Annotated in this window: 15 protein-coding genes; 2 read left to right on the forward strand and 13 right to left on the reverse strand. The window is 61.3% G+C overall.

The window, feature by feature from the left end:
• Window positions 1–19: 19 nt before the first annotated feature.
• The 4 genes from astB to LB453_RS13455 are packed head-to-tail and all read right to left on the reverse strand — an operon-like array spanning window position 20 to window position 5,056.
• Window positions 20–1,345, reverse strand: coding sequence for an N-succinylarginine dihydrolase (gene astB / locus LB453_RS13440; protein WP_103795586.1), 1,326 nt, complete (start codon window positions 1,343–1,345; stop codon window positions 20–22).
• A complete protein-coding gene (gene astD, locus LB453_RS13445; RefSeq protein ID WP_103795585.1) occupies window positions 1,342–2,811 on the reverse strand; it encodes a succinylglutamate-semialdehyde dehydrogenase in 1,470 nt (489 codons plus the stop codon). Before astD ends, astB begins: the two co-directional genes overlap by 4 nt.
• The gene (gene astA / locus LB453_RS13450) at window positions 2,808–3,839 is read right to left on the reverse strand and encodes an arginine N-succinyltransferase (RefSeq protein WP_103795584.1); all 1,032 of its coding nucleotides are present in this window, start codon (window positions 3,837–3,839) and stop codon (window positions 2,808–2,810) included. The genes astD and astA overlap by 4 nt, the downstream gene beginning before the upstream one ends.
• A complete protein-coding gene (locus LB453_RS13455; RefSeq protein WP_103795583.1) occupies window positions 3,836–5,056 on the reverse strand; it encodes an aspartate aminotransferase family protein in 1,221 nt (406 codons plus the stop codon). Before LB453_RS13455 ends, astA begins: the two co-directional genes overlap by 4 nt.
• Before the next feature lie 924 nt (window positions 5,057–5,980).
• On the opposite strand from LB453_RS13455, the gene LB453_RS13460 reads away from it, so the two are divergent.
• Window positions 5,981–7,054, forward strand: coding sequence for a porin (locus LB453_RS13460; protein ID WP_103795582.1), 1,074 nt, complete (start codon window positions 5,981–5,983; stop codon window positions 7,052–7,054).
• Window positions 7,055–7,159: 105 nt separating this feature from the next.
• On the opposite strand, the gene LB453_RS13465 is transcribed toward LB453_RS13460, so the two are convergent.
• The 8 genes from LB453_RS13465 to LB453_RS13500 form a co-directional block, all read right to left on the reverse strand.
• The gene (locus LB453_RS13465) at window positions 7,160–8,068 is read right to left on the reverse strand and encodes a bestrophin family protein (protein WP_224481437.1); all 909 of its coding nucleotides are present in this window, start codon (window positions 8,066–8,068) and stop codon (window positions 7,160–7,162) included.
• 110 nt (window positions 8,069–8,178) lie between these two features.
• Complete coding sequence (locus tag LB453_RS13470; RefSeq protein WP_103797546.1) at window positions 8,179–9,621, reverse strand: YchO/YchP family invasin; 1,443 nt, start codon at window positions 9,619–9,621, stop codon at window positions 8,179–8,181.
• Window positions 9,622–9,784: 163 nt separating this feature from the next.
• Entirely contained in the window at window positions 9,785–10,582 is a 798-nt protein-coding gene (locus LB453_RS13475; protein WP_103797545.1) for a glucose 1-dehydrogenase, read from the reverse strand.
• 12 nt (window positions 10,583–10,594) lie between these two features.
• Complete coding sequence (locus tag LB453_RS13480) at window positions 10,595–11,662, reverse strand: ABC transporter permease (RefSeq protein ID WP_103797544.1); 1,068 nt, start codon at window positions 11,660–11,662, stop codon at window positions 10,595–10,597.
• A gap of 53 nt (window positions 11,663–11,715) precedes the next feature.
• Window positions 11,716–13,248 carry a sugar ABC transporter ATP-binding protein gene (locus tag LB453_RS13485; RefSeq protein ID WP_103797543.1) on the reverse strand — a complete coding sequence of 511 codons (1,533 nt, stop codon included), beginning with the start codon at window positions 13,246–13,248 and terminating at the stop codon, window positions 11,716–11,718.
• 9 nt (window positions 13,249–13,257) lie between these two features.
• Window positions 13,258–13,869 carry a DUF2291 family protein gene (locus LB453_RS13490; protein ID WP_103797542.1) on the reverse strand — a complete coding sequence of 204 codons (612 nt, stop codon included), beginning with the start codon at window positions 13,867–13,869 and terminating at the stop codon, window positions 13,258–13,260.
• A 45-nt stretch (window positions 13,870–13,914) separates the two neighbouring features.
• Entirely contained in the window at window positions 13,915–14,850 is a 936-nt protein-coding gene (locus LB453_RS13495) for a D-ribose ABC transporter substrate-binding protein (RefSeq protein ID WP_103797541.1), read from the reverse strand.
• Window positions 14,851–14,904: 54 nt separating this feature from the next.
• Window positions 14,905–15,702, reverse strand: coding sequence for a GolD/DthD family dehydrogenase (locus LB453_RS13500; protein WP_103797540.1), 798 nt, complete (start codon window positions 15,700–15,702; stop codon window positions 14,905–14,907).
• A 381-nt stretch (window positions 15,703–16,083) separates the two neighbouring features.
• Here LB453_RS13500 and LB453_RS13505 point away from each other — a divergent pair, with 381 nt between their 5' ends.
• On the forward strand, window positions 16,084–16,902 hold the full coding sequence (locus tag LB453_RS13505; RefSeq protein WP_103797539.1) for a DeoR/GlpR family DNA-binding transcription regulator: 819 nt from the start codon (window positions 16,084–16,086) through the stop codon (window positions 16,900–16,902).
• Here LB453_RS13505 and cobA read toward each other — a convergent pair.
• Complete coding sequence (cobA, locus tag LB453_RS13510; protein WP_103797538.1) at window positions 16,899–17,696, reverse strand: uroporphyrinogen-III C-methyltransferase; 798 nt, start codon at window positions 17,694–17,696, stop codon at window positions 16,899–16,901. The genes LB453_RS13505 and cobA overlap by 4 nt on opposite strands.
• Window positions 17,697–17,703 lie beyond the last annotated feature (7 nt).

Genomic DNA, 17,703 nt, shown 5'->3' on the forward strand with positions numbered 1-17,703 from the left:
AACAGAAAAGCCCTTCCCGCTACTGCTGAAACGCGTAGACGTTGCCTAAGTCCAGCAGCCGGGTCAGCTCGTCCAGCGCGTCGCGTCCCTCTCTTAACAGCTGCGGATCGGCCAGATCCGCCTGCGTCAGGCGATCGCGATAGTGGCGATCCACCCAGGCGTTAAGGGTGACGAACAGCCGATCGTTCATTATCACCGCCGGATTCAACGCCTGCCGCTCCTGCGGCGTCAGCACGACGCGCAGCCGCAGGCAGGCGGGGCCGCCGCCGTTTTGCATGCTTTCACGCAGGTCGAAGCTCACCAGCTCGCGCACCGGGCCGCCCTGCTCCACCAGCTCGCTCAGGTAGCCCCAGACCCCGGGATGCTGGCGCGACTCTTCCGGCAGCACCAGCAGCATCGTGCCATCTTCGCGGCTCAGTAGCTGGCTGTTGAACAGATAGGTGCTGACCGCGTCCGCCACCGAAACGCGGGTGTCGGGCACCTCGATGGCGGTGAAGCCAGGCACGCGGCGCTGCAGCGTCTCCAGCAGCGCCGGCTGATCGACAAACGCCCGCTGGTGGCAGAACAGCACTTCACGGTTGCTTACCGCGATGACGTCGTTATGAAACACCCCCTGATCGATCACCTGCGGGTTCTGCTGGACAAAGATCCTGTGGTGCTCGTCGAGCTGATGCAGTCTGGCCACCGCCTGGCTCGCCTGTAGCGTCTGGCGTGCGGGATAGCGTCCCGGCGCGATACCGCCGTTGTCGTCGCGTCCGTAAACGAAGAGCTGCAGGCTGCGTTCGCCATACTGCGCGCCGAGGCGGTTATGGTTCGCGGCCCCTTCGTCACCGAACAGCGCCACCTGCGGCAGCGCGTCGTGCACCTCGAAGTGCTGCGGATCGCGGAAAATGGCGCGCAGCAGCCGGGTGGTCTGCGGCGCCTCCATGGCGCGATGGAATTTATTGTTCAGGTTGGCGACGGTGAAGTGTACGCGCCCGTCGGCGCTGTCGGCCGAGGGCGACACCGTTGCCGCGTTGGCGACCCACATCGCCGAGGCGGAGCTGACCGCCGACAGCAGCCCCGGCGAGGCCTTCGCCGCCTGCGCCAGCACCTGTTCGTCGCTGCCGCGAAAGCCGAGCTGTCGCAGCAGCGGCAGGTTCGGCCGCTCGTGCGGCGGGATCACGCCCTGCACAAAGCCCCTGTCCGCCAGCACCTTCATCTTCAGCAGCCCCTGCTTCGCCGCCAGGCGCGGATTCGACGGCTGATGCTGGTGGCGCGTCGAGGCTTCGTTGCCGAAGGAGAGTCCGGCATAGTGGTGCGTCAGGCCGACCAGCCCGTCAAAGTTCGCTTCTGTTGCTTTCATGCCTGCTCCTCCTGGGCGGAGAAATCGAGTCCCGGCGAGAGCGCGGCGGGCAGCGTCAGGTCGGGCGTCTCCAGCGACGCCATCGGCCAGGCGCAGTAGTCCGCCGCATACCAGGCGCTGGCGCGGTGGTTACCCGACGCACCGATACCGCCAAACGGCGCGCTGCTCGCCGCCCCGGTCAGCGGCTTGTTCCAGTTAACGATCCCGGCGCGTGCCTCCAGCAGCAGCTGGTCAAACTGCGCGCGCGACGGCGAGATCAAGCCGCACGACAGGCCGTAGCGCGTGTCGTTGGCGAGGCGGATCGCCTCATCGAAGCTCTCATAGCGAATAACGTTAAGCAGCGGGCCGAACACCTCTTCGTCCGGCAGCCCGCTCACCTGCGTGACGTCGATAATGCCTGGCGTCAGCAGCGCGCTGCTGCGCTGCGGCCAGCGCATCTCCAGCAGCGGCGTGCCGCCGAGCGCGACGCGCTGCTGCCACGCCTGATAGATCTTTTCCGCCGCGTCGATGGAGATAACGCTGCCCATAAAGGGCTGCGGCTCGGCGTTCCACGCGCCCGGCTGCAGCCGCGCACTCACCGCCAGCAGCCGCTGCAGGAAGGCGTCTCCCGCCGCGCCGCGCTTCACCAGCAGACGGCGCGCGCAGGTGCAGCGCTGTCCGGCGGTAATAAAGGCGGACTGAATAGCGATATGCACCGCCGCGTCGATATCGGCTGGATCCTCAACGATCAGCGCATTGTTGCCGCCCATCTCCAGCGCCAGCATTTTCTCCGGCTGGCCGGCGAACTGGCGGTGCAGCTGGTAGCCGGTTCCCGCGCTGCCGGTAAAGAGTACGCCGTCGATCTGCGCCTCCGCCGCCAGCGCCTGCCCGGTGGCGCGCGCCCCCTGCAGCAGCGCCAGCACGCCGCGCGGCAGCCCCGCCTCCAGCCAGAGGCGCACGGTTTTTTCCGCCGTCAGCGGCGTCAGCTCGCTCGGCTTGAACAGCACGCAGTTGCCCGCCAGCAGCGCCGGCACGATATGGCCGTTAGGCAGATGGCCGGGAAAGTTATAGGGGCCAAACACCGCCAGCACGCCGTGCGGCCGATGGCGCAGCGAGCTTTCGCCCTCATGCTGTTCGCCGGTGCGCGCGTGAAAGGCTTTTACCGAGATAGCGATTTTATTGATCATCGCCTGCACTTCGGTCAGCGCCTCCCAGCGCGGCTTGCCGGTTTCGGCGGCGATGGTTTCCGCCAGCTCGATTTTATGGCTTTCCAGCAGCGCGGCGAAACGTTCGGCCAGCGCCTGACGCTCGGCAAATGGCCGACGCGCCCAGCCGGGAAACGCCGCGCGGGCGGCGGCGGCGGCCTGGGCGATCTGCTCCGCCGTGGCGGCCTCGCCCTGCCACAGCGTCTCGCCGAACACCGGGTCGACTTTACGCAAGGCGTCGCCGCGGCCCGGCTGCCACTCGCCGTTAATCATCTGCGTCATGCTTTTTTCTCCTCACCGCCCAGCGTTACCACGCGCAGGCTGTCGCCTGGCTCAACGTGCAACGCCCTGAGCTGATTTTCGTTAAGTACCACGTCGTGCTGCTCGATGCGCGCAGGCAGCAGCGCGACGCGGAAACGGTGATAGTCCAGATTTGCCACCAGGCAGAGCGGCGCATGCTCGTCCGGCTCGCCGAGCGCGGCGCTGCGCACATGGCTTTTGCGGATGGCGCGAATGTCGTCGATTTCGCACTCCAGCGTCGGGCCGCCGTCAAAGATGTCGATATAGTTGCGGTAGCGGAACCCTTCCGCCTCCAGCACCGCACGCGCGGGGGCGGTCTTCTCATGCACCTGGCCGATCACCGCCCGCGCCTCTGGCGACAGGTAGTCGATATAGAGCGGATGCTTCGGCATCAGCTCGGCGATAAACGCCTTCTGGCCGGTGCCGCTGAGGAAGTCAGCCTTGCGAAACTCCATAGAGAAAAAGCGGCTGCCGACGCTCTCCCAGAAGGGGGAATGGCCCGCGTCATCGCTGACGCCGCGCATCTCCGCCACCACGCGATCCATAAACTGATGGCGAAAGTTGGCCATAAACAGAAAGCGCGACTTCGAGAGCAGATAGCCGTTTTTACCGTCGCGGTAGTCAGGGTCGAGAAACAGCGTGCAGAGTTCGCTGCTGCCGGTGTGGTCATTGCTCAGCGAGAGCGTCGGCAGCGCCGCATAGACATTCAGCTCTTTCGAGGCGTGCACCTGGGTGCCGACGCGAAAGTTATACCAGGGCTCCTGCAGCCCCACCGCCACCTCAATGGCGCAGATGCCCACGGCGCGATTATCGTCGCTGTCCGCCAGCACAAATACGTAGCCCTGTTCGGCGCGCGGCAGCGCGCCCTGCCAGGTTTGCAGCGAGCGCTCGATGCGCGCCTGCAAGGTGGGGCTGTCAACCGGCAGCGAGGTCAGCCCGCCGCCGGTTTTGCCCGCCAGCGCCAGCAGCTGCGGCAGGTCGTCATGTTCAACAGGGCGAATCACCATCATGATGTCGATCCTCGCGCCAGATGTTCGCAAGCGACGGCGAAGCGTGCCATGCCGGTTTTCACTTCCTCTTCGCTGATATTGAGCGCCGGCGCGAAGCGCACCACGTTAGCGCCAGCGATCAGCACCATAACGCCCTGCTCGGCGGCCGCCAGGTTAAACTGCTTCGCTTTTCCGGCATAGTCTTCGTTCAGCACCGCGCCGATGAGCAGGCCCAGGCCGCGCACCTCTTTAAACAGATGCAGCCGCTGGTTAATCGCCTCCAGCGCTTCGACAATCCATTGATGACGCGCCGCGACGCCCGCCATGGTTTCAGGCTGGTTGATCAGCTCCAGCACCTTGCCCGCCACCGCGCCCGCCAGCGGATTGCCGCCGTAGGTGGTGCCGTGGGTGCCAACATTCATCACCTGCGCCAGATCTTCGCGCGTCAGCATCGCGCCGATAGGGAAACCGCCGCCCAGCGCCTTGGCGGTGGTGAGCACGTCCGGCGTCACGCCGTAGTGCATATAGGCGTAGAGCGAACCGGTGCGGCCCACGCCGCTCTGCACTTCGTCAAAAATCAGCAGCGCCTGATGCTGGTCGCACAGCGCGCGCAGGCCGCGCAAAAAGGCGGGATCGGCGGGCAGCACGCCGCCTTCGCCCTGAATGGGCTCGACGATTACCGCGCAGGTGTTGTCATCGATCAGCTGCGCTGCCGCTTCCAGATCGTTAAACGGCGTATGGCGGATATCAGGCGGCAGCGGCGCGAAATCTTTTGAATAGGCGGGCTGACCGCCTGCAGAAACGGTAAACAGCGTGCGGCCGTGAAAGGCGTTATTAAAGGCGACAATGCCGCTTTTATGGCTGCCGAAGCGATCGTGCGCCACTTTACGCGCCAGCTTCAGCGCCGCCTCGTTGGCTTCAGCGCCGGAGTTGCAGAAGAAGACGCGGTCAGCGAAGGTGGCGTCGATCAGCTGCTTCGCCAGGCGCAAAATCGGCTCGTTGGTATAGCCGTTGCCGGTATGCCACAGGCGTGACGCCTGCTCAGTCAGCGCCTGCTGCAGCGCCGGATGCGCATGTCCCAGCGCGTTGACCGCAATGCCGCCGGCAAAGTCGATATACTCTTTGCCGTTTTGATCCCAGAGGGTCGAACCCGATGCGCGTACCGGTACAAAGTTCGCTGGCGCATAAACCGGCACCATCCATTGATCGAAATCGTGACGCGAAACCTGCAGTGACATAACTGTTTCTCCTGCTTCCCCTGCCCGGCGCGCCGGTCAGTAAAGCGAATGTTTTAAATTTGTGAAATTCGGGTAAACACAGCCCTACTGTAAAGTGCAGCTTGCGTGCCAGCCAGAGGAATAAATGCATAAAATCAGCATGACAACGAAATATCAATAACTTAAGCAATGCCGCTATTCACTTAAATTGCATATATAGTGAATAATTTTGAACGCGCCGCGCCTGCGCCGCATAATCGGTAGCGGATTTATGCAGTTACCGGAGTAAATGTTGCTTTTGTGATCCCTCCTGACTTTTATGTTCAAATTCAGGCAAAACGCGCACCTTATCGGTGCTTCGCGCCCCGTTTCAGGGCAGATCGGCAGAGGAAAACAGGCCGCTGCAAGGGGCCGCCATGGAGAATAAGCCTGGGGAGACTAAGGAAATAGTAGTGAGCGCAAATAACAACGGTTATTTATTAGGCTGCTGCTGATAATTAAATCATGAGAGATACAATAATTATTGCTGACGTTATTATTAATGCAGAAATAAGAATAAATGATAGCAGGGAAATATGTAAGCAAGCTAATTATTAGAGATTTACCTTCAACCCTCTATTTGCACTTTTCCGGCGAAGCTTAATTTTTATTTGGGATTAGCTGGCTAATCAGCGCGCCGTAGGTGTACGTAAGCAGGTCGTCGAAAAATGAATAAAAACAGTTTAAAATCATATAAATAACAAAAGAACTCTCCTTTTGTAATTCGACCAGAAATTAATTCCTGCCAGCCTGAAAAGAACAAAAAACAGACAGTCAAAATATCAAAATCGCATCAGAAAAATTTAGTTACACTTATTACACTAGGTCAATTTATCCTTTTGTGTCATTTTCCTTTCACCCCAGATAACGGGGGAATAATAACTTACAAAGACAGGGTAAATATAAATGATGAAGCGCGCTTTAGCGGCGGCAGTGGTGTCGTCTCTGCTCGGAATATCTGCCGGTCAGGCAGCGGAAATTTATAATAAAGATGGCAATAAACTCGACTTAGTGGGAAAAATTAACGTCTCGCACCTCTTTTCCAGCGACAGCAGTAACGACGGCGATACCTCTTCCTACACCCGCCTGGGCTTTAAGGGCGAAACCAAAATCACCGACCAGCTTACCGGCTATGGCTTCTGGCAGTATCAGTACAGCCTGCGCAATTCGGAAGGCAGCGATGCGCAGAACGGCAACCGCACCCGTCTCGGCTATGCCGGTCTGAAGTTTGGCAACGCCGGTTCGCTGGACTACGGCCGCAATTACGGTCTGGTTTACGACGCGCTCGCCTATACCGATATGCTGCCCTTCTTCGGCGGTGATTCAGGCTATACCGACGCCTTCCTGGCGGGACGCTCTACCGGCCTGCTCACCTGGCGCAATAAAGATTTCTTCGGCCTGGTCAAGGGGCTGAACCTGGCGGCGCAGTATGAAGGCAAAAACGATCGCGCCGGCAACACCGACGGCGTGCGCCGCTCCAACGGCGACGGCTACGCTCTTTCCGCCAGCTACGCCTTCGATTTCGGCCTGAGCTTCACCGGCGCATTCGCCAGCCTCGACCGCACCGAGACGCAAAACGCGGCGGCGCGCGGCGACGGCGACAAGGCGCAAAACTGGGCGACGGCGGTGAAATATGACGCCAACCAGATCTATCTGGCGGCGATGTATGGCGAAACCCTGAACGCCACGCCGATCAGCGGCGGCTTTGCCAACAAAGCGCAGAACTTCGAAGCGGTGGCGCAGTATCAGTTCCTGAACGGCCTGCGTCCGTCGATTGGCTACGTCTCCTCGAAGGGCAAAGAGATCGAGAACATTGGCGACGCCGACATCGTCAAATATGTTTCAGTGGGCACCACCTACTACTTCAACAAGAACATGTCCACCTACGTGGAGTACAAGATCAACCTGCTCGACGACAATAACCCGCTCGGTCTGAAGACCGACGATATCACCGCCGTTGGCCTGATCTACCAGTTCTGATCGGCTTTACCCTCAGGCTGCGCCCGGTCTGTGTCAGCCGGGCGCGCAGGGCCGCGCAGGCGGCCTTTTTCTTTGCTGTCTGCTGAGCTCTGCGCGCCGCCAGTGCTAGGTTAACCGGTAGTAAGCGTCCGGGCGCAGCGGCGTCGGCAGCGTCTCCTCTTCCCCGGCCATTTCCCGCAGGCTGATCTCGATATTGGTGCAAATCGCATCCATCGGCAGATGGTTGTTTTGATAGCCGAAAGGCATCTCCAGCTCTTCCGCCAGCGTATCGAGCGACAAAAAGGTGTAGGCGATAAACATCGATACCAGCGGCGTCATATAGTGCAGATCGGGCGCCAGCGCGAACGGCAGCAGCGTGCAGAAGAGATAGACGGTGCGGTGCAGCAGCAGCCCATAGGCGAAGGGCACCGGCATGCTCGCCAGCCGCTCGCAGCCGCCGAGCACCGCCGCCAGCTGATTCAGGCTTTCGTCGATATTGCCCCACACCAGGTCGCTGATTTTCCCCTGACGACGCTGATCTGCCAGCCAGTGCGACAGCTGAAGGTGCAGCATATTGGTTGGCGAGCGGCGCGACAGCACCCACTCGGCATCTTCGCCCAGCAGCCGCTGCAGATCGGCGCGCGCGTCGCTGCGGCGCAGCTGATGCTTCAGGCTGTAGCAGAAGGCGAGCAGCAGCGCCTGAATACGCGGCGCATCCTCAGGAAAGAGCGCCAGCACCTGACGCTGCAGGGTGCGGCAGGCGATAAGCAGCGCGCCAAAAAAATGGCGCGCCTCGCTGAAGCGGGCAAAGCAGACGCTGTTGCGGAAGCCGAGAAACACCGCGATAGAGACACCGAGCAGGCTGAATGGCGCCAGCGTCAGCTTAATGCCCAGCGTCTCATACCAGTTGAGCAGCGCGAGCGCGAGCAGCGACATCAGCAAATTGAGCAATAAACGAAACGAAATATCAGGCAGCACGGAGCCGTGCCAGGCGAACAAACGAACGAACCAGTGGCGATGGGGACGAACGATCATGATAAGCAGGTGACAAGGGATTTTGCGGCGATTCTGCGACTTTCCCGGCCGGCTGACCAGCGATAAATTGTGACAATTGTCACAATTTAATCCTGACCCCGCCCCTGCTGTCAGGGTGCCATAATATCGAAGCGATCTGACCCCTGCGCGGCATCGGCCTGCATCGGCGGCTGCACCGTCAGGGTGATCCAGTTCGAGGTAACGCGCTGCTGCTTATCATCCTCCAGCGTCACCGACAGATGATACTCGTTGCTGGCACCCGGCGAGTCGTCCCAGGCGGGCACAATCAGGCTCCAGCCCTGCGGCTGGCTGTTATCCGCCGGCGGCGTCAGGCTCAGCGCCTGGGTATCGCCCTGCCAGCTCACCGCCTTGATCGGGTTGCTGTGGCGGATCTGCAGCTTCAGCGGCAGGCTTTCGCCCGGCGTCAGCTGCCACGGCGGCGTGGCGAGAAACACCGACAGGGTTTTGCGCTGGCGGAAATTGAGCACCGGCGTGTCGGAACGGGTGACGCGATCGTAGCGGCTGCCGCGCAGCGAACGCGCCTCGGCGACGTTGCCTGGCTCCAGCTGCTTGCTCAGCGCCACGCCGAAGCGATAGTTAAGCTTCAGTCCCAGCTGATCCTGCGTTTCGCCCGCGCTGCTTGTTTTGTGGCTGGCTGAAAGGGTTACCAGCGGCACCGGCGTATAGGAGAGACCAAGCGACAGCGCGTAGGGATTATGATAGCGGTTGCCGCTGTGAAACAGATCGACGTTGTCACCAAAATATTGCTCCCAGCTCAGGGAAACGCCGAGCTGGCGATAGAATGGCAGATAGCTCTGGGTGGTGATGTCATAGCCGCGCGCCATGCGCTGCTGCTGGGTTTCGCCGCTGTTCTTCCAGCCGTCCAGCGGGTGATAGTAGTTGGCGGAGAAGCGCAGATTCTCATTCCAGGCTTCGGTGCCGAGCGAGGCGCGCTGCTGGCCGATATCAAAGCTGCGATCGAGAAAGGCGTTATAGCCTAGCAGCCAGTTCGGCGTCACCCAGCGCTGGCCCAGCCCGACGTTGCCCACCAGCCCGTCGCTGGTATCGCGCACCCCGACCTGGCTAAAGGTAAGATAGCTGCGCTCGTCCGCCAGCGCGCTGAAGAGATCGCCGCCGGTGCCGGTAAAGTTGCCCTGCATATCCACCATCAGATCGAGCTGGGCGTTGCCGTAGGGCGAGAGCAGCGACTGCCCTTCGCTCTCAACGCGGCTCGCCACCTCGTCGCGGAAATGGTTAAAGGCCCAGACGCCCGCCTGCTGGCCGAAACTGGTATCGCTGTCGCCGTTCTGGCTCGCTTCGCCGATATCTTTGGCGATAGCGGCGAGCCGCTTATTCCACTCGTCGTCGTTCTGCGCGTTGCCCAGCGACGGCAGCGCCGCCAGCTGCTGGTTAAAGCGCGCCGGGTCCTCGAAGGGCGTCTCCGCTACCGAGGCGGAAGAGGTGAAAGCCTGAGCAGCAGGCACAGCGGAAAGGATCGCCACGGCGAGAGGCGAAGAGGCAAAAAACAAGCGGGCAAAGCGATGAAAAAACATAGCGTCTTATCGGATTTTTCGGCTAATTAACGAGACCTGTCTCACAAAATGGACTAAGTCTACTTTAACACATCATGATGAATTTGCAGAGAAAGGCGGGGAAAAGCGGGTAAACCAGGGGAAAAGCTGGATAAACTCAGATTTATCCAGCCTGTAATCGCCGTCAGGAGAAGATTAGCCCGCCATCGACGTTGATGGTCTGGCCGGTAATGTAGCGCGCGTCGTCAGAGGCGAGAAAGGCCACCAGCCCGGCGACATCTTCCGGCTGGCCAGCGCGCTTCAGCGGAATATTCTCTACCCACTCCGCCATCAGCTCGCCCTTGCCATAGGTTTTCTGCTCGCTGCTGAGGATCTCGCCCCAGACGCGATCGTTGTAGTCCCACATCTCGCTTTCGATAATGCCGGGACAGAAGGCGTTGACGGTGATATGCCAGGGCGCAAGCTCCAGCGCCAGGCTCTGGGTAATGCCGATCACCCCCATCTTGCTCGCCGCGTAGTGCGGCGTGTAGATAAACCCCTGCCGCCCCTGACCCGATGAGGTATTGATCAGGCTGCCGCCGTTCTGCCGCACCATATACTTCGCCGCCTCGCGGCAGCAGAGCCAGACGCCGGTGGTGTTCACCGCCAGCACCTTGTCAAAATCCGCTTTCGGCATGGCGTCGAAGCGGTCGATGGTGATGACGCCCGCATTCTGGATCGACACGTCGATGCGGCCAAAGCGGTCGGACGCCTGCTGATAGAGCTGCTGAACCGCGGCTTCGTCGGTAACGTCCACCTGCAGCGCCAGAATATCGCTGCCGTACGCCTGCTTCAGCGCCTCGGCGGTGCTAAACACCCGCTCGGCGTTGGAAACCATCACCAGATTTGCGCCGTCGCGCGCGAAGCGCGCCGCGATGCCTTCCCCAATGCCGCGGCAGGCGCCGGTGATCACCACGGTTTGTCCCTGGAAATTACGCGTCATATTGCCCTCCCCTTATCCATGACTGACTTCAGATACCGATGTCGACTGCTGCTTTTTTTCATGGCGACGCAGCAGCACCACTTTGCTTTGCAACCGCTGCTGGAACTGGTCGATCACCACGGCGGTAACGATCACCAGCCCCTTGATCACCATCTGCCAGAAGTCGCTGACGCCCATCATCACCATGCCGTCGGCGAGGAAGACGATCACGAACGCGCCGATAATCGAGCCGGATACGCGCCCGCGACCGCCTGCCAGCGCCGTACCGCCCAGCACCGTGGCGCCGATGGCGTCCATCTCAAACATATTGCCGGTCATGGGATGAGCGGTTTGCAGCTGCGACGCTACCACCAGCCCCACCAGCCCGGCGCAGAGGCCAGAGAAGGCGTAGACGAAAATCTTCACCTTTACGATCGGCACCCCCGCCAGCCGCGCGGCCGACTCATTGCCGCCGGTGGCGTAGATATAGCGTCCCAGCGGCGTTTTGCGCGTCAGATAGAGGCCGAGCAGCAGAAAGCCCACCATCAGCCAGATTGGCAGATAGACGCCAAGCAGGGTGCCGGAGCCGAGAAAGGCGAAGCCGGTATTGCCGAGCGCCGGCAGGCCCACCAGGTTGGCGTAGGTGCTGCCGTCGTTAAACAGCAGCGCCGCGCCACGCGCCACGTACATCATGCCGAGAGTGCAGATAAAGGGCGCGACGCCCAGCCGGGTAATTACCGCGCCGTTGATCAGCCCGATCAGCACGCCAAACAGCGCCACAGTGAGGATCACCTCCGGCACGTTAAGGAACAGGGTATTGCCGTGCCACAGCGGCACGCCGCTGGTGAGCAGCGCCCCCGCCACCATGCCGCAGATGCCCGCCACCGCGCCCACCGAGAGATCGATGCCGCCGGTAAGGATCACCAGCGTCATGCCGATCGCCAGCAGCCCGGTAATGGCGACGTGCTGGGTCATAATCAGCAGGTTTGACGGCGTGAGAAAGTTGGGCACCATCACGCTGAAAAAGCCGATAACGATCAGCAGCGCGATAAAGGTGCGCGCCTTCAGCAGGTACATATAGAGCAGGTATTTTTGGTTCATCATCTCTCCTGCGGGCGATCGGACTCGCCCGTCATGCCCGGTAAACCGGCGGCTTAGTCATGCGGCGTCGAGGCCGTAATCAGTTTCTCGCGCGTCGCGTCGGCGCGGGGTAAATCGGCGGTGATACGCCCGTCGGCCATCACCAGCACGCGGTCCGCCAGCGCCATTACCTCGTCCAGTTCGGATGAGGAGAACATCACCGCCAGTCCCTGCTGCGCCAGCGTGCCGATCAGGTGATAGACGTCAGTTTTCGCGCCGACGTCGATGCCGCGCGTCGGCTCATCCAGCAGCACCACCTGCGGCCCGGTCATCAGCGCCTTGCCCAGCACCACCTTCTGCTGGTTGCCGCCGCTCAGCGAGGTGATCGGCAGCTCGGGATCGCTGACCTTAATCGCCAGATGCTGGATCATCTCGTCGACGCGCCGCTTCTCTTTTGCCGGGTGCAGCAGACGCAGCGCGCGGCGGAAGCCGCGCAGGCTGAGGTCGGTGAGCGTCATATTGGCGGCGATCGACATCAGCTGCACCACGCCTTCGCCCTGGCGATCCTCCGGCACCAGCGTAATGCCGCGCTTTAGCCGCTGCTGAAAGCTGCTGCGCTCCAGCGCGCTGCCCGCCAGCCGCACCCTGCCCGACTGGCACGCCATCAGGCCGATCAGCCCCTTGAACAGCTCGGTGCGCCCGGCCCCCAGCAGGCCGTAGATGCCGATCACTTCCCCTTTGCGCAGCGAGAAGCTGACGTCGTTAAGCCGGTAGCCGCCGTTCTGATGCAGGGCGGTCAGCCCCTCCACCTCCAGCACGGTTTCGCCCTGCGGCGCCGCCTGATAGTCAAAATGCTTTTTCTTGTCGCCGACCATCTGTTCGATAATCCAGGGCACGCTGGCATCGCGCACCTCGCGCTCGCTGATAAAGCGGCCGTCGCGGAAAATGGTGATGTGATCGCCAATCTCCATCAGCTCCTCCAGCCGGTGCGAGATATAGATAATGGTGACGCCGCGCCGCTTCAGCTGCTCGATGACGTTGAACAGCACCCTGACCTCTGACTGGCTGAGCGCGCTGGTCGGCTCATCCATAATCAGCACCCGCGTATCTTTGGAAAGCGCCCGCGCAATCTCCACCAGCTGCTGATGGCCAATACCCAGCTCGCCCAGCGGCGCCCAGGGATCCACATCCAGCTCCAGCCGCTCCAGCAGCGACTTCGCCAGCGCATACTGATACTTTTCGTTAATCACCCCGCGCTGAAAGAACTCGTTGGCGATAAAGATGTTGTCCATCACGTTCATATTGGGAAAAAGGTTCAGCTCCTGAAAGATAATGCTGATGCCCTGTTTTTCCGCCTGCTGCGTCGAGGAGAGCGATACCGGCTGGCCGTCGAGCAGGATTTCGCCGCTGGAGGGGGTCTCAACCCCCGCCAGCATCTTCATCATGGTGGATTTGCCCGCGCCGTTTTCGCCGATCAGCACGTTGACCTTATTGCGATAGACGCGGTAGTTGACCTGATCGAGGGCGGTGACGCCGGGATAGATGCGCGACAGGCCGCGCGTCTCGATAATCACCTCGCTGGCCGCCTCTGCTTGTGAATGCTGCATAGCCGCTCCTTACTGCCGCGCGATGGCGACAGGCGTCACGTTCGGGATCTGCTGCGGTACATCCCAGCTGCTGAATACGCCCGTCAGCTGCACCTTGTCGCCCACTTTCGGCTTAAAGGCGGTCATCATGCTGGAGGCCTGCTGATTGATGGCGCGGCCGTAGTCGCCAAACAGCACCTGGTCGTTAAAGTCCTGATAGCTCGCCCCTTTATAGGCGTCGCGCAGCGCGGTGCCGGGAATAATCGGCCCGGTTTGCACCGTGACGGTGGTGCCAGAAGCCTGTTTCACCGTCATACGGCCGCTGCGCGAGGTGGTATTGACCGCCGTTACCTCGCCGCTGAGGCTGACGCTGAACACGCAGGGGTTCTCCGCCTGGCTGCGGTAGCCCAGCGTGCTGCAGGCGCTGTCGAAATCTTTCGCCGCCTGCAGCGCCTTCAGCAGTTCGTCTGCCGGTTTCGCGTCGCGCTGCACCTGTGGCACCAGCTGTTCGCGCCAGGTCCGGTCGATATTGGCCATCTTCGGATTAGGCGGATTTTTCAGATCCGCCAGCTCCTGCTGCGACACAATGCGGCACCCGCTGAGCACAACCAGAGGAAGCAGAAGCCAGAGTCGTCTTTCCATGGGGTTCTCCTGACGCCCGTCTGCAACGGGCGCCGCTGCGAGGGGTTACGACTTAAAGTTGAAGTCCTGCACGCCGCTGGCGTTGTCCGGCGTAATCAGGATGCCGCGGAACATCACGCGCTGCTTCGCCGGCTTAACGCCCTTCTGAATAAAGTTATCCAGATCGGTGACGCCCTGCGCGGCGATCGCCTGCGCCTGCAGCATCACCGTGGCTTTCAGCGTGCCCGCCTTCACCGCATCGCGCTCGTCGTTGCTGCCGTCGATGCCCACCACGGTCACGTCGTCGCGGCCCGCCGCCTTCAGGGCGGCGATGGCGCCCAGCGCCACCGGCCCGTTGCCGCAGATCACCCCTTTCACATCGGGATGCGCCTGCAGAATGCTGTCCATAATGCGCTTGCCGTCGATCAGGGTACCTTTCGCATCCTGGCGCGCCACGCTCTGCATATCGGGATACTGGTCCAGCACCTGATGGAAGGATTTCGATCGCGTTACGCAGTTGTTGTCAGCCAGGTTACAGGTCAGCTCGGCATATTTGCCCTTCTCGCCCATCTTCTCGACGAACACGGTGGCCACGTCGGAACCGGCCTGGAAGTTGTTATGGGTGATCTGCTCCAGCGCCACGTCGTCCACCGGGATTTCACGGTTGATCAGCACCACCGGAATACCGGCGTCTTTGGCCTTTTTAATCGCCGCGACGCTGGCGGTGGAGTCGGCGTTATCGAGAATGATGCCCTGCACTTTTTTGCCGATGGCAGCGTCGATCAGCTCGCTCTGCTTCTTCACATCTTCGCCGTGCGACAGCACCGAGGTTTTGTAGCCCAGCGCTTGCGCCTTGAGGTTGGCGCCTTTGGCTTCCGAGGCGTAATAGGGGTTATCCAGCGAGTTAACGAGGATCATAATGGTGCCTTTCTCTGCCGCGAAGCCGGCGCTGGAGAAGAGGCCGGCGGCGATAGCGCTGCACAGCAGGGAGCGGATTTTCATGGCGATATTCTCTCTTCTGTTTATAGGGTGGTGAGGCGTCAGGCTGGTGCTGCATTACCAGATAGTGAAACCGCCATCGATCATCAGATCGGCGCCGGTAATCATGTCGCTGCCGTTGCTGGCGAAAAAGAGCACGGCGGCGGCGATTTCGTCGGTATAGGCGAAGCGGCCTAAGGGGATCAGCTTTTTCATCTGTTCGCCCTTTTCGCCGCGCCAGGCCTTTTCGCCCATCGGCGTCAGCACCACGGTGGGCGACAGGGTATTGACGTTGATGCGGTGCGGTGCGAACTCCTTCGCCATCACTTTGGTCATGCCGAGCAGCCCCGCCTTCGCGGAGGTGTAGGCGACGTGGTTGTCGATGGCGATGGAGGCGGCCTGCGAGGCGATATTGATAATCTTGCCGCCGTTGCCTGCGGCGATCATCCGCCGTCCCGCCGCCTGGGCGCAGAGAAACGGCCCGGTCAGGTTGACGGCAATCTGCTTCTGCCATTCGGCAAAATCGGTTTCCAGCACCGGCTGCAGCATCACGTAGCCAGCGCAGTTAACCAGAATATCGATCTGGCCATAGTGCTGCGCCACCTCGTTAAACGCCCTCTCCACCGAGCCAGGATCGGTGACGTCGCACTGCACAAACTGCACGCTGTCGGCGTCGAAGGCGTCGCGCAGGCTGGCGACCTTGTCCGCTTCGAAAGGAGGATAGAGCAGCGCCAGCCGCGCCCCTTTCGCCAGCAGCATCTCGTTGCTCGCCATGGCGATGCCGCCAAGCCCGCCGGTCACCACCGCCACCTTGCCGCCAAGATCCATCGTGCTGTCGACGCCGTAGCGCAGATTTACGTCATATTCGCTGCTCATCTGTTCCTCACTTGTATCGTTGCCGGCGGCCGCTCCAGTTAAAAACGGATTTTTTCCGGGCTTACGGGATAATTGATTTTCGAACAAAAATATAAGCTATCGAAACGCAATGGTATGTGGGTGAGATCAAATTTCATACACCTGACAGAAATTATTTTTATCCCCTTGTTTTCCCGTGATATAGCGTAAACAGCCGCTAACAGGCATGGATAAAGGCGCTAAGCGAACCCTGCACTTTCAAAGAGATGGGCGAAATACATTTTCGTTCGAAAACAAATGGCGCAGCAGGCTACCTCGCATTCGCCAAAAGTGCGGGGTAAACTCAGCGACAGGCATCAGTTCGCCGGATATAACCGTGATTGAGAAGAGGGAGCGTTTCGATTGAAAAGCAAAAGTGAGCAGCTTGCCGATATGCAGCAGCGCCGCGAAAAGATTCTGGAGATGATCCGCGAAGACGGCACGGTGACGGTAAAGGCGCTGACGGAGGCGTTCGGCCTGACGGAGGCGACCATCCGCACCGACCTGAGAATGCTGCAAAAGCAGGGCCTTGTGCAGCGCTATCACGGCGGCGCGACCCTGATGACCGGCAAGCAGAACACCGGCGCGCTGCTGCTGGAGCGGCAGACCCATCTGGAGGAAAAAGAGGCGATTGGCCGGCTGGCGGCGCAGCATATCGAAAACGGCGACACGGTGATTTTCGATTCGGGCACCACCACCACCGCCATCGCCGAGGCGATCGGTCATATCCGCCGCCTGTCGGTGGTGACCACGGCAGTGAATATCGCCCTCAAGCTGGGCGGCGAGCCGGGCATCAACATTCTGCTTACCGGAGGCACCTTTAAATTCCCGACGCTCTCTACCTCCGGCGAAAAGGCGGCGAGCTTCTTTGAAAACGTGCTGGCGCAGAAGCTGTTTCTCGCCACCGCCTGCATCTCACCGCGCCTCGGCCTCAGCTTTCCCAGCGAAACCGATATCAAGGTGAAGATGGCGATGATCAACTCCGCCAGCACGGTTTATGTGGTGGCGGACTCAAGCAAAATCGACAAGGTGTCGATGTTCGCGCTGCCCTGCGACTGGAGCCATATTCACTATCTGATCACCGATGACGGCATCAGCGCGGCGCAGATTGCCGCCTTTGAGGCGCTCGGCGTTAACGTGCTGGTAGCCTCGCTGCCGCAGGCGCAGCGGCGTGCGGTTTAAGCCTGCGCGGCGGCGGCCTGCTGCGCCGCCGTCGCGTAGCGCACCACCTCACCAACGATCAGCAGCGAGGGTGAAACCGGCTGCTGCTGCGCCACCGTCTGCGCCAGCCCGGCCAGCGACGTGATCAGCACCCGCTGATCCGCGCGCGTGCCGTTCTCGACGATCGCCACCGGCGTCTCCCCTGCGCGGCCCTGCGCCTGCAGCTGGGCGGCGATCGAGGCGCTCCAGCGCAGCCCCATATAGAACACCAGGGTTTCGCGCGGGTCGCCATAGCTGCGATCCGCCAGCTGCGGCTCGCCCAGCCTGCCGTGGCCGGTGATAAGGCGCAGCGACTGCGCGCAGTCGCGGTGCGTCAGCGGAATGTTGCTGGCGGCGGCGCAGCCCACGGCGGCGGTTATCCCTGGCACCACCTCGCAGCGCACCTGCGCCTGCTGCAGAAACGCCAGCTCTTCGCCGCCGCGCCCGAAAATAAAGGGATCGCCACCCTTCAGCCGCACCACCTCGCGGCCGCCGCGCGCCAGATCCGCCAGCAGCTGGTTGATCTCGCCCTGCTTCAGGCCGTGGCGGCCGGGCTGCTTGCCAACGTCGATGCAGAGCGCCGAGGCCGGCACCTCCGCCATGACCGCTTCGCTCACCAGCCGGTCATACACCACCACCTCCGCCTGATGCAGCAGCCGCAGCGCTTTGACCGTCAGTAGCTCAACGTCGCCCGGGCCTGCGCCAACCAGCCAGACGCGGCCCTCCCGGTCGCCGGTGGACAGCAGTTTGTTCAGTGAATCAATTGCGTGGGTCACAGGCCTC

It is taken from the genome of Pantoea agglomerans (genome assembly GCF_020149765.1).
GTDB lineage: Bacteria > Pseudomonadota > Gammaproteobacteria > Enterobacterales > Enterobacteriaceae > Pantoea > Pantoea alvi.

What these genes read in the sequence shown, in the direction of transcription:
- astB (WP_103795586.1), bottom strand. Translation starts at nt 1,345, where the DNA reads ATGAAAGCAACAGAAGCGAACTTTGACGGGCTGGTCGGCCTGACGCAC.
- astD (WP_103795585.1), bottom strand. Translation starts at nt 2,811, where the DNA reads ATGACGCAGATGATTAACGGCGAGTGGCAGCCGGGCCGCGGCGACGCC.
- astA (WP_103795584.1), bottom strand. Translation starts at nt 3,839, where the DNA reads ATGATGGTGATTCGCCCTGTTGAACATGACGACCTGCCGCAGCTGCTG.
- LB453_RS13455 (WP_103795583.1), bottom strand. Translation starts at nt 5,056, where the DNA reads ATGTCACTGCAGGTTTCGCGTCACGATTTCGATCAATGGATGGTGCCG.
- LB453_RS13460 (WP_103795582.1), top strand. Translation starts at nt 5,981, where the DNA reads ATGATGAAGCGCGCTTTAGCGGCGGCAGTGGTGTCGTCTCTGCTCGGA.
- LB453_RS13465 (WP_224481437.1), bottom strand. Translation starts at nt 8,068, where the DNA reads ATGATCGTTCGTCCCCATCGCCACTGGTTCGTTCGTTTGTTCGCCTGG.
- LB453_RS13470 (WP_103797546.1), bottom strand. Translation starts at nt 9,621, where the DNA reads ATGTTTTTTCATCGCTTTGCCCGCTTGTTTTTTGCCTCTTCGCCTCTC.
- LB453_RS13475 (WP_103797545.1), bottom strand. Translation starts at nt 10,582, where the DNA reads ATGACGCGTAATTTCCAGGGACAAACCGTGGTGATCACCGGCGCCTGC.
- LB453_RS13480 (WP_103797544.1), bottom strand. Translation starts at nt 11,662, where the DNA reads ATGAACCAAAAATACCTGCTCTATATGTACCTGCTGAAGGCGCGCACC.
- LB453_RS13485 (WP_103797543.1), bottom strand. Translation starts at nt 13,248, where the DNA reads ATGCAGCATTCACAAGCAGAGGCGGCCAGCGAGGTGATTATCGAGACG.
- LB453_RS13490 (WP_103797542.1), bottom strand. Translation starts at nt 13,869, where the DNA reads ATGGAAAGACGACTCTGGCTTCTGCTTCCTCTGGTTGTGCTCAGCGGG.
- LB453_RS13495 (WP_103797541.1), bottom strand. Translation starts at nt 14,850, where the DNA reads ATGAAAATCCGCTCCCTGCTGTGCAGCGCTATCGCCGCCGGCCTCTTC.
- LB453_RS13500 (WP_103797540.1), bottom strand. Translation starts at nt 15,702, where the DNA reads ATGAGCAGCGAATATGACGTAAATCTGCGCTACGGCGTCGACAGCACG.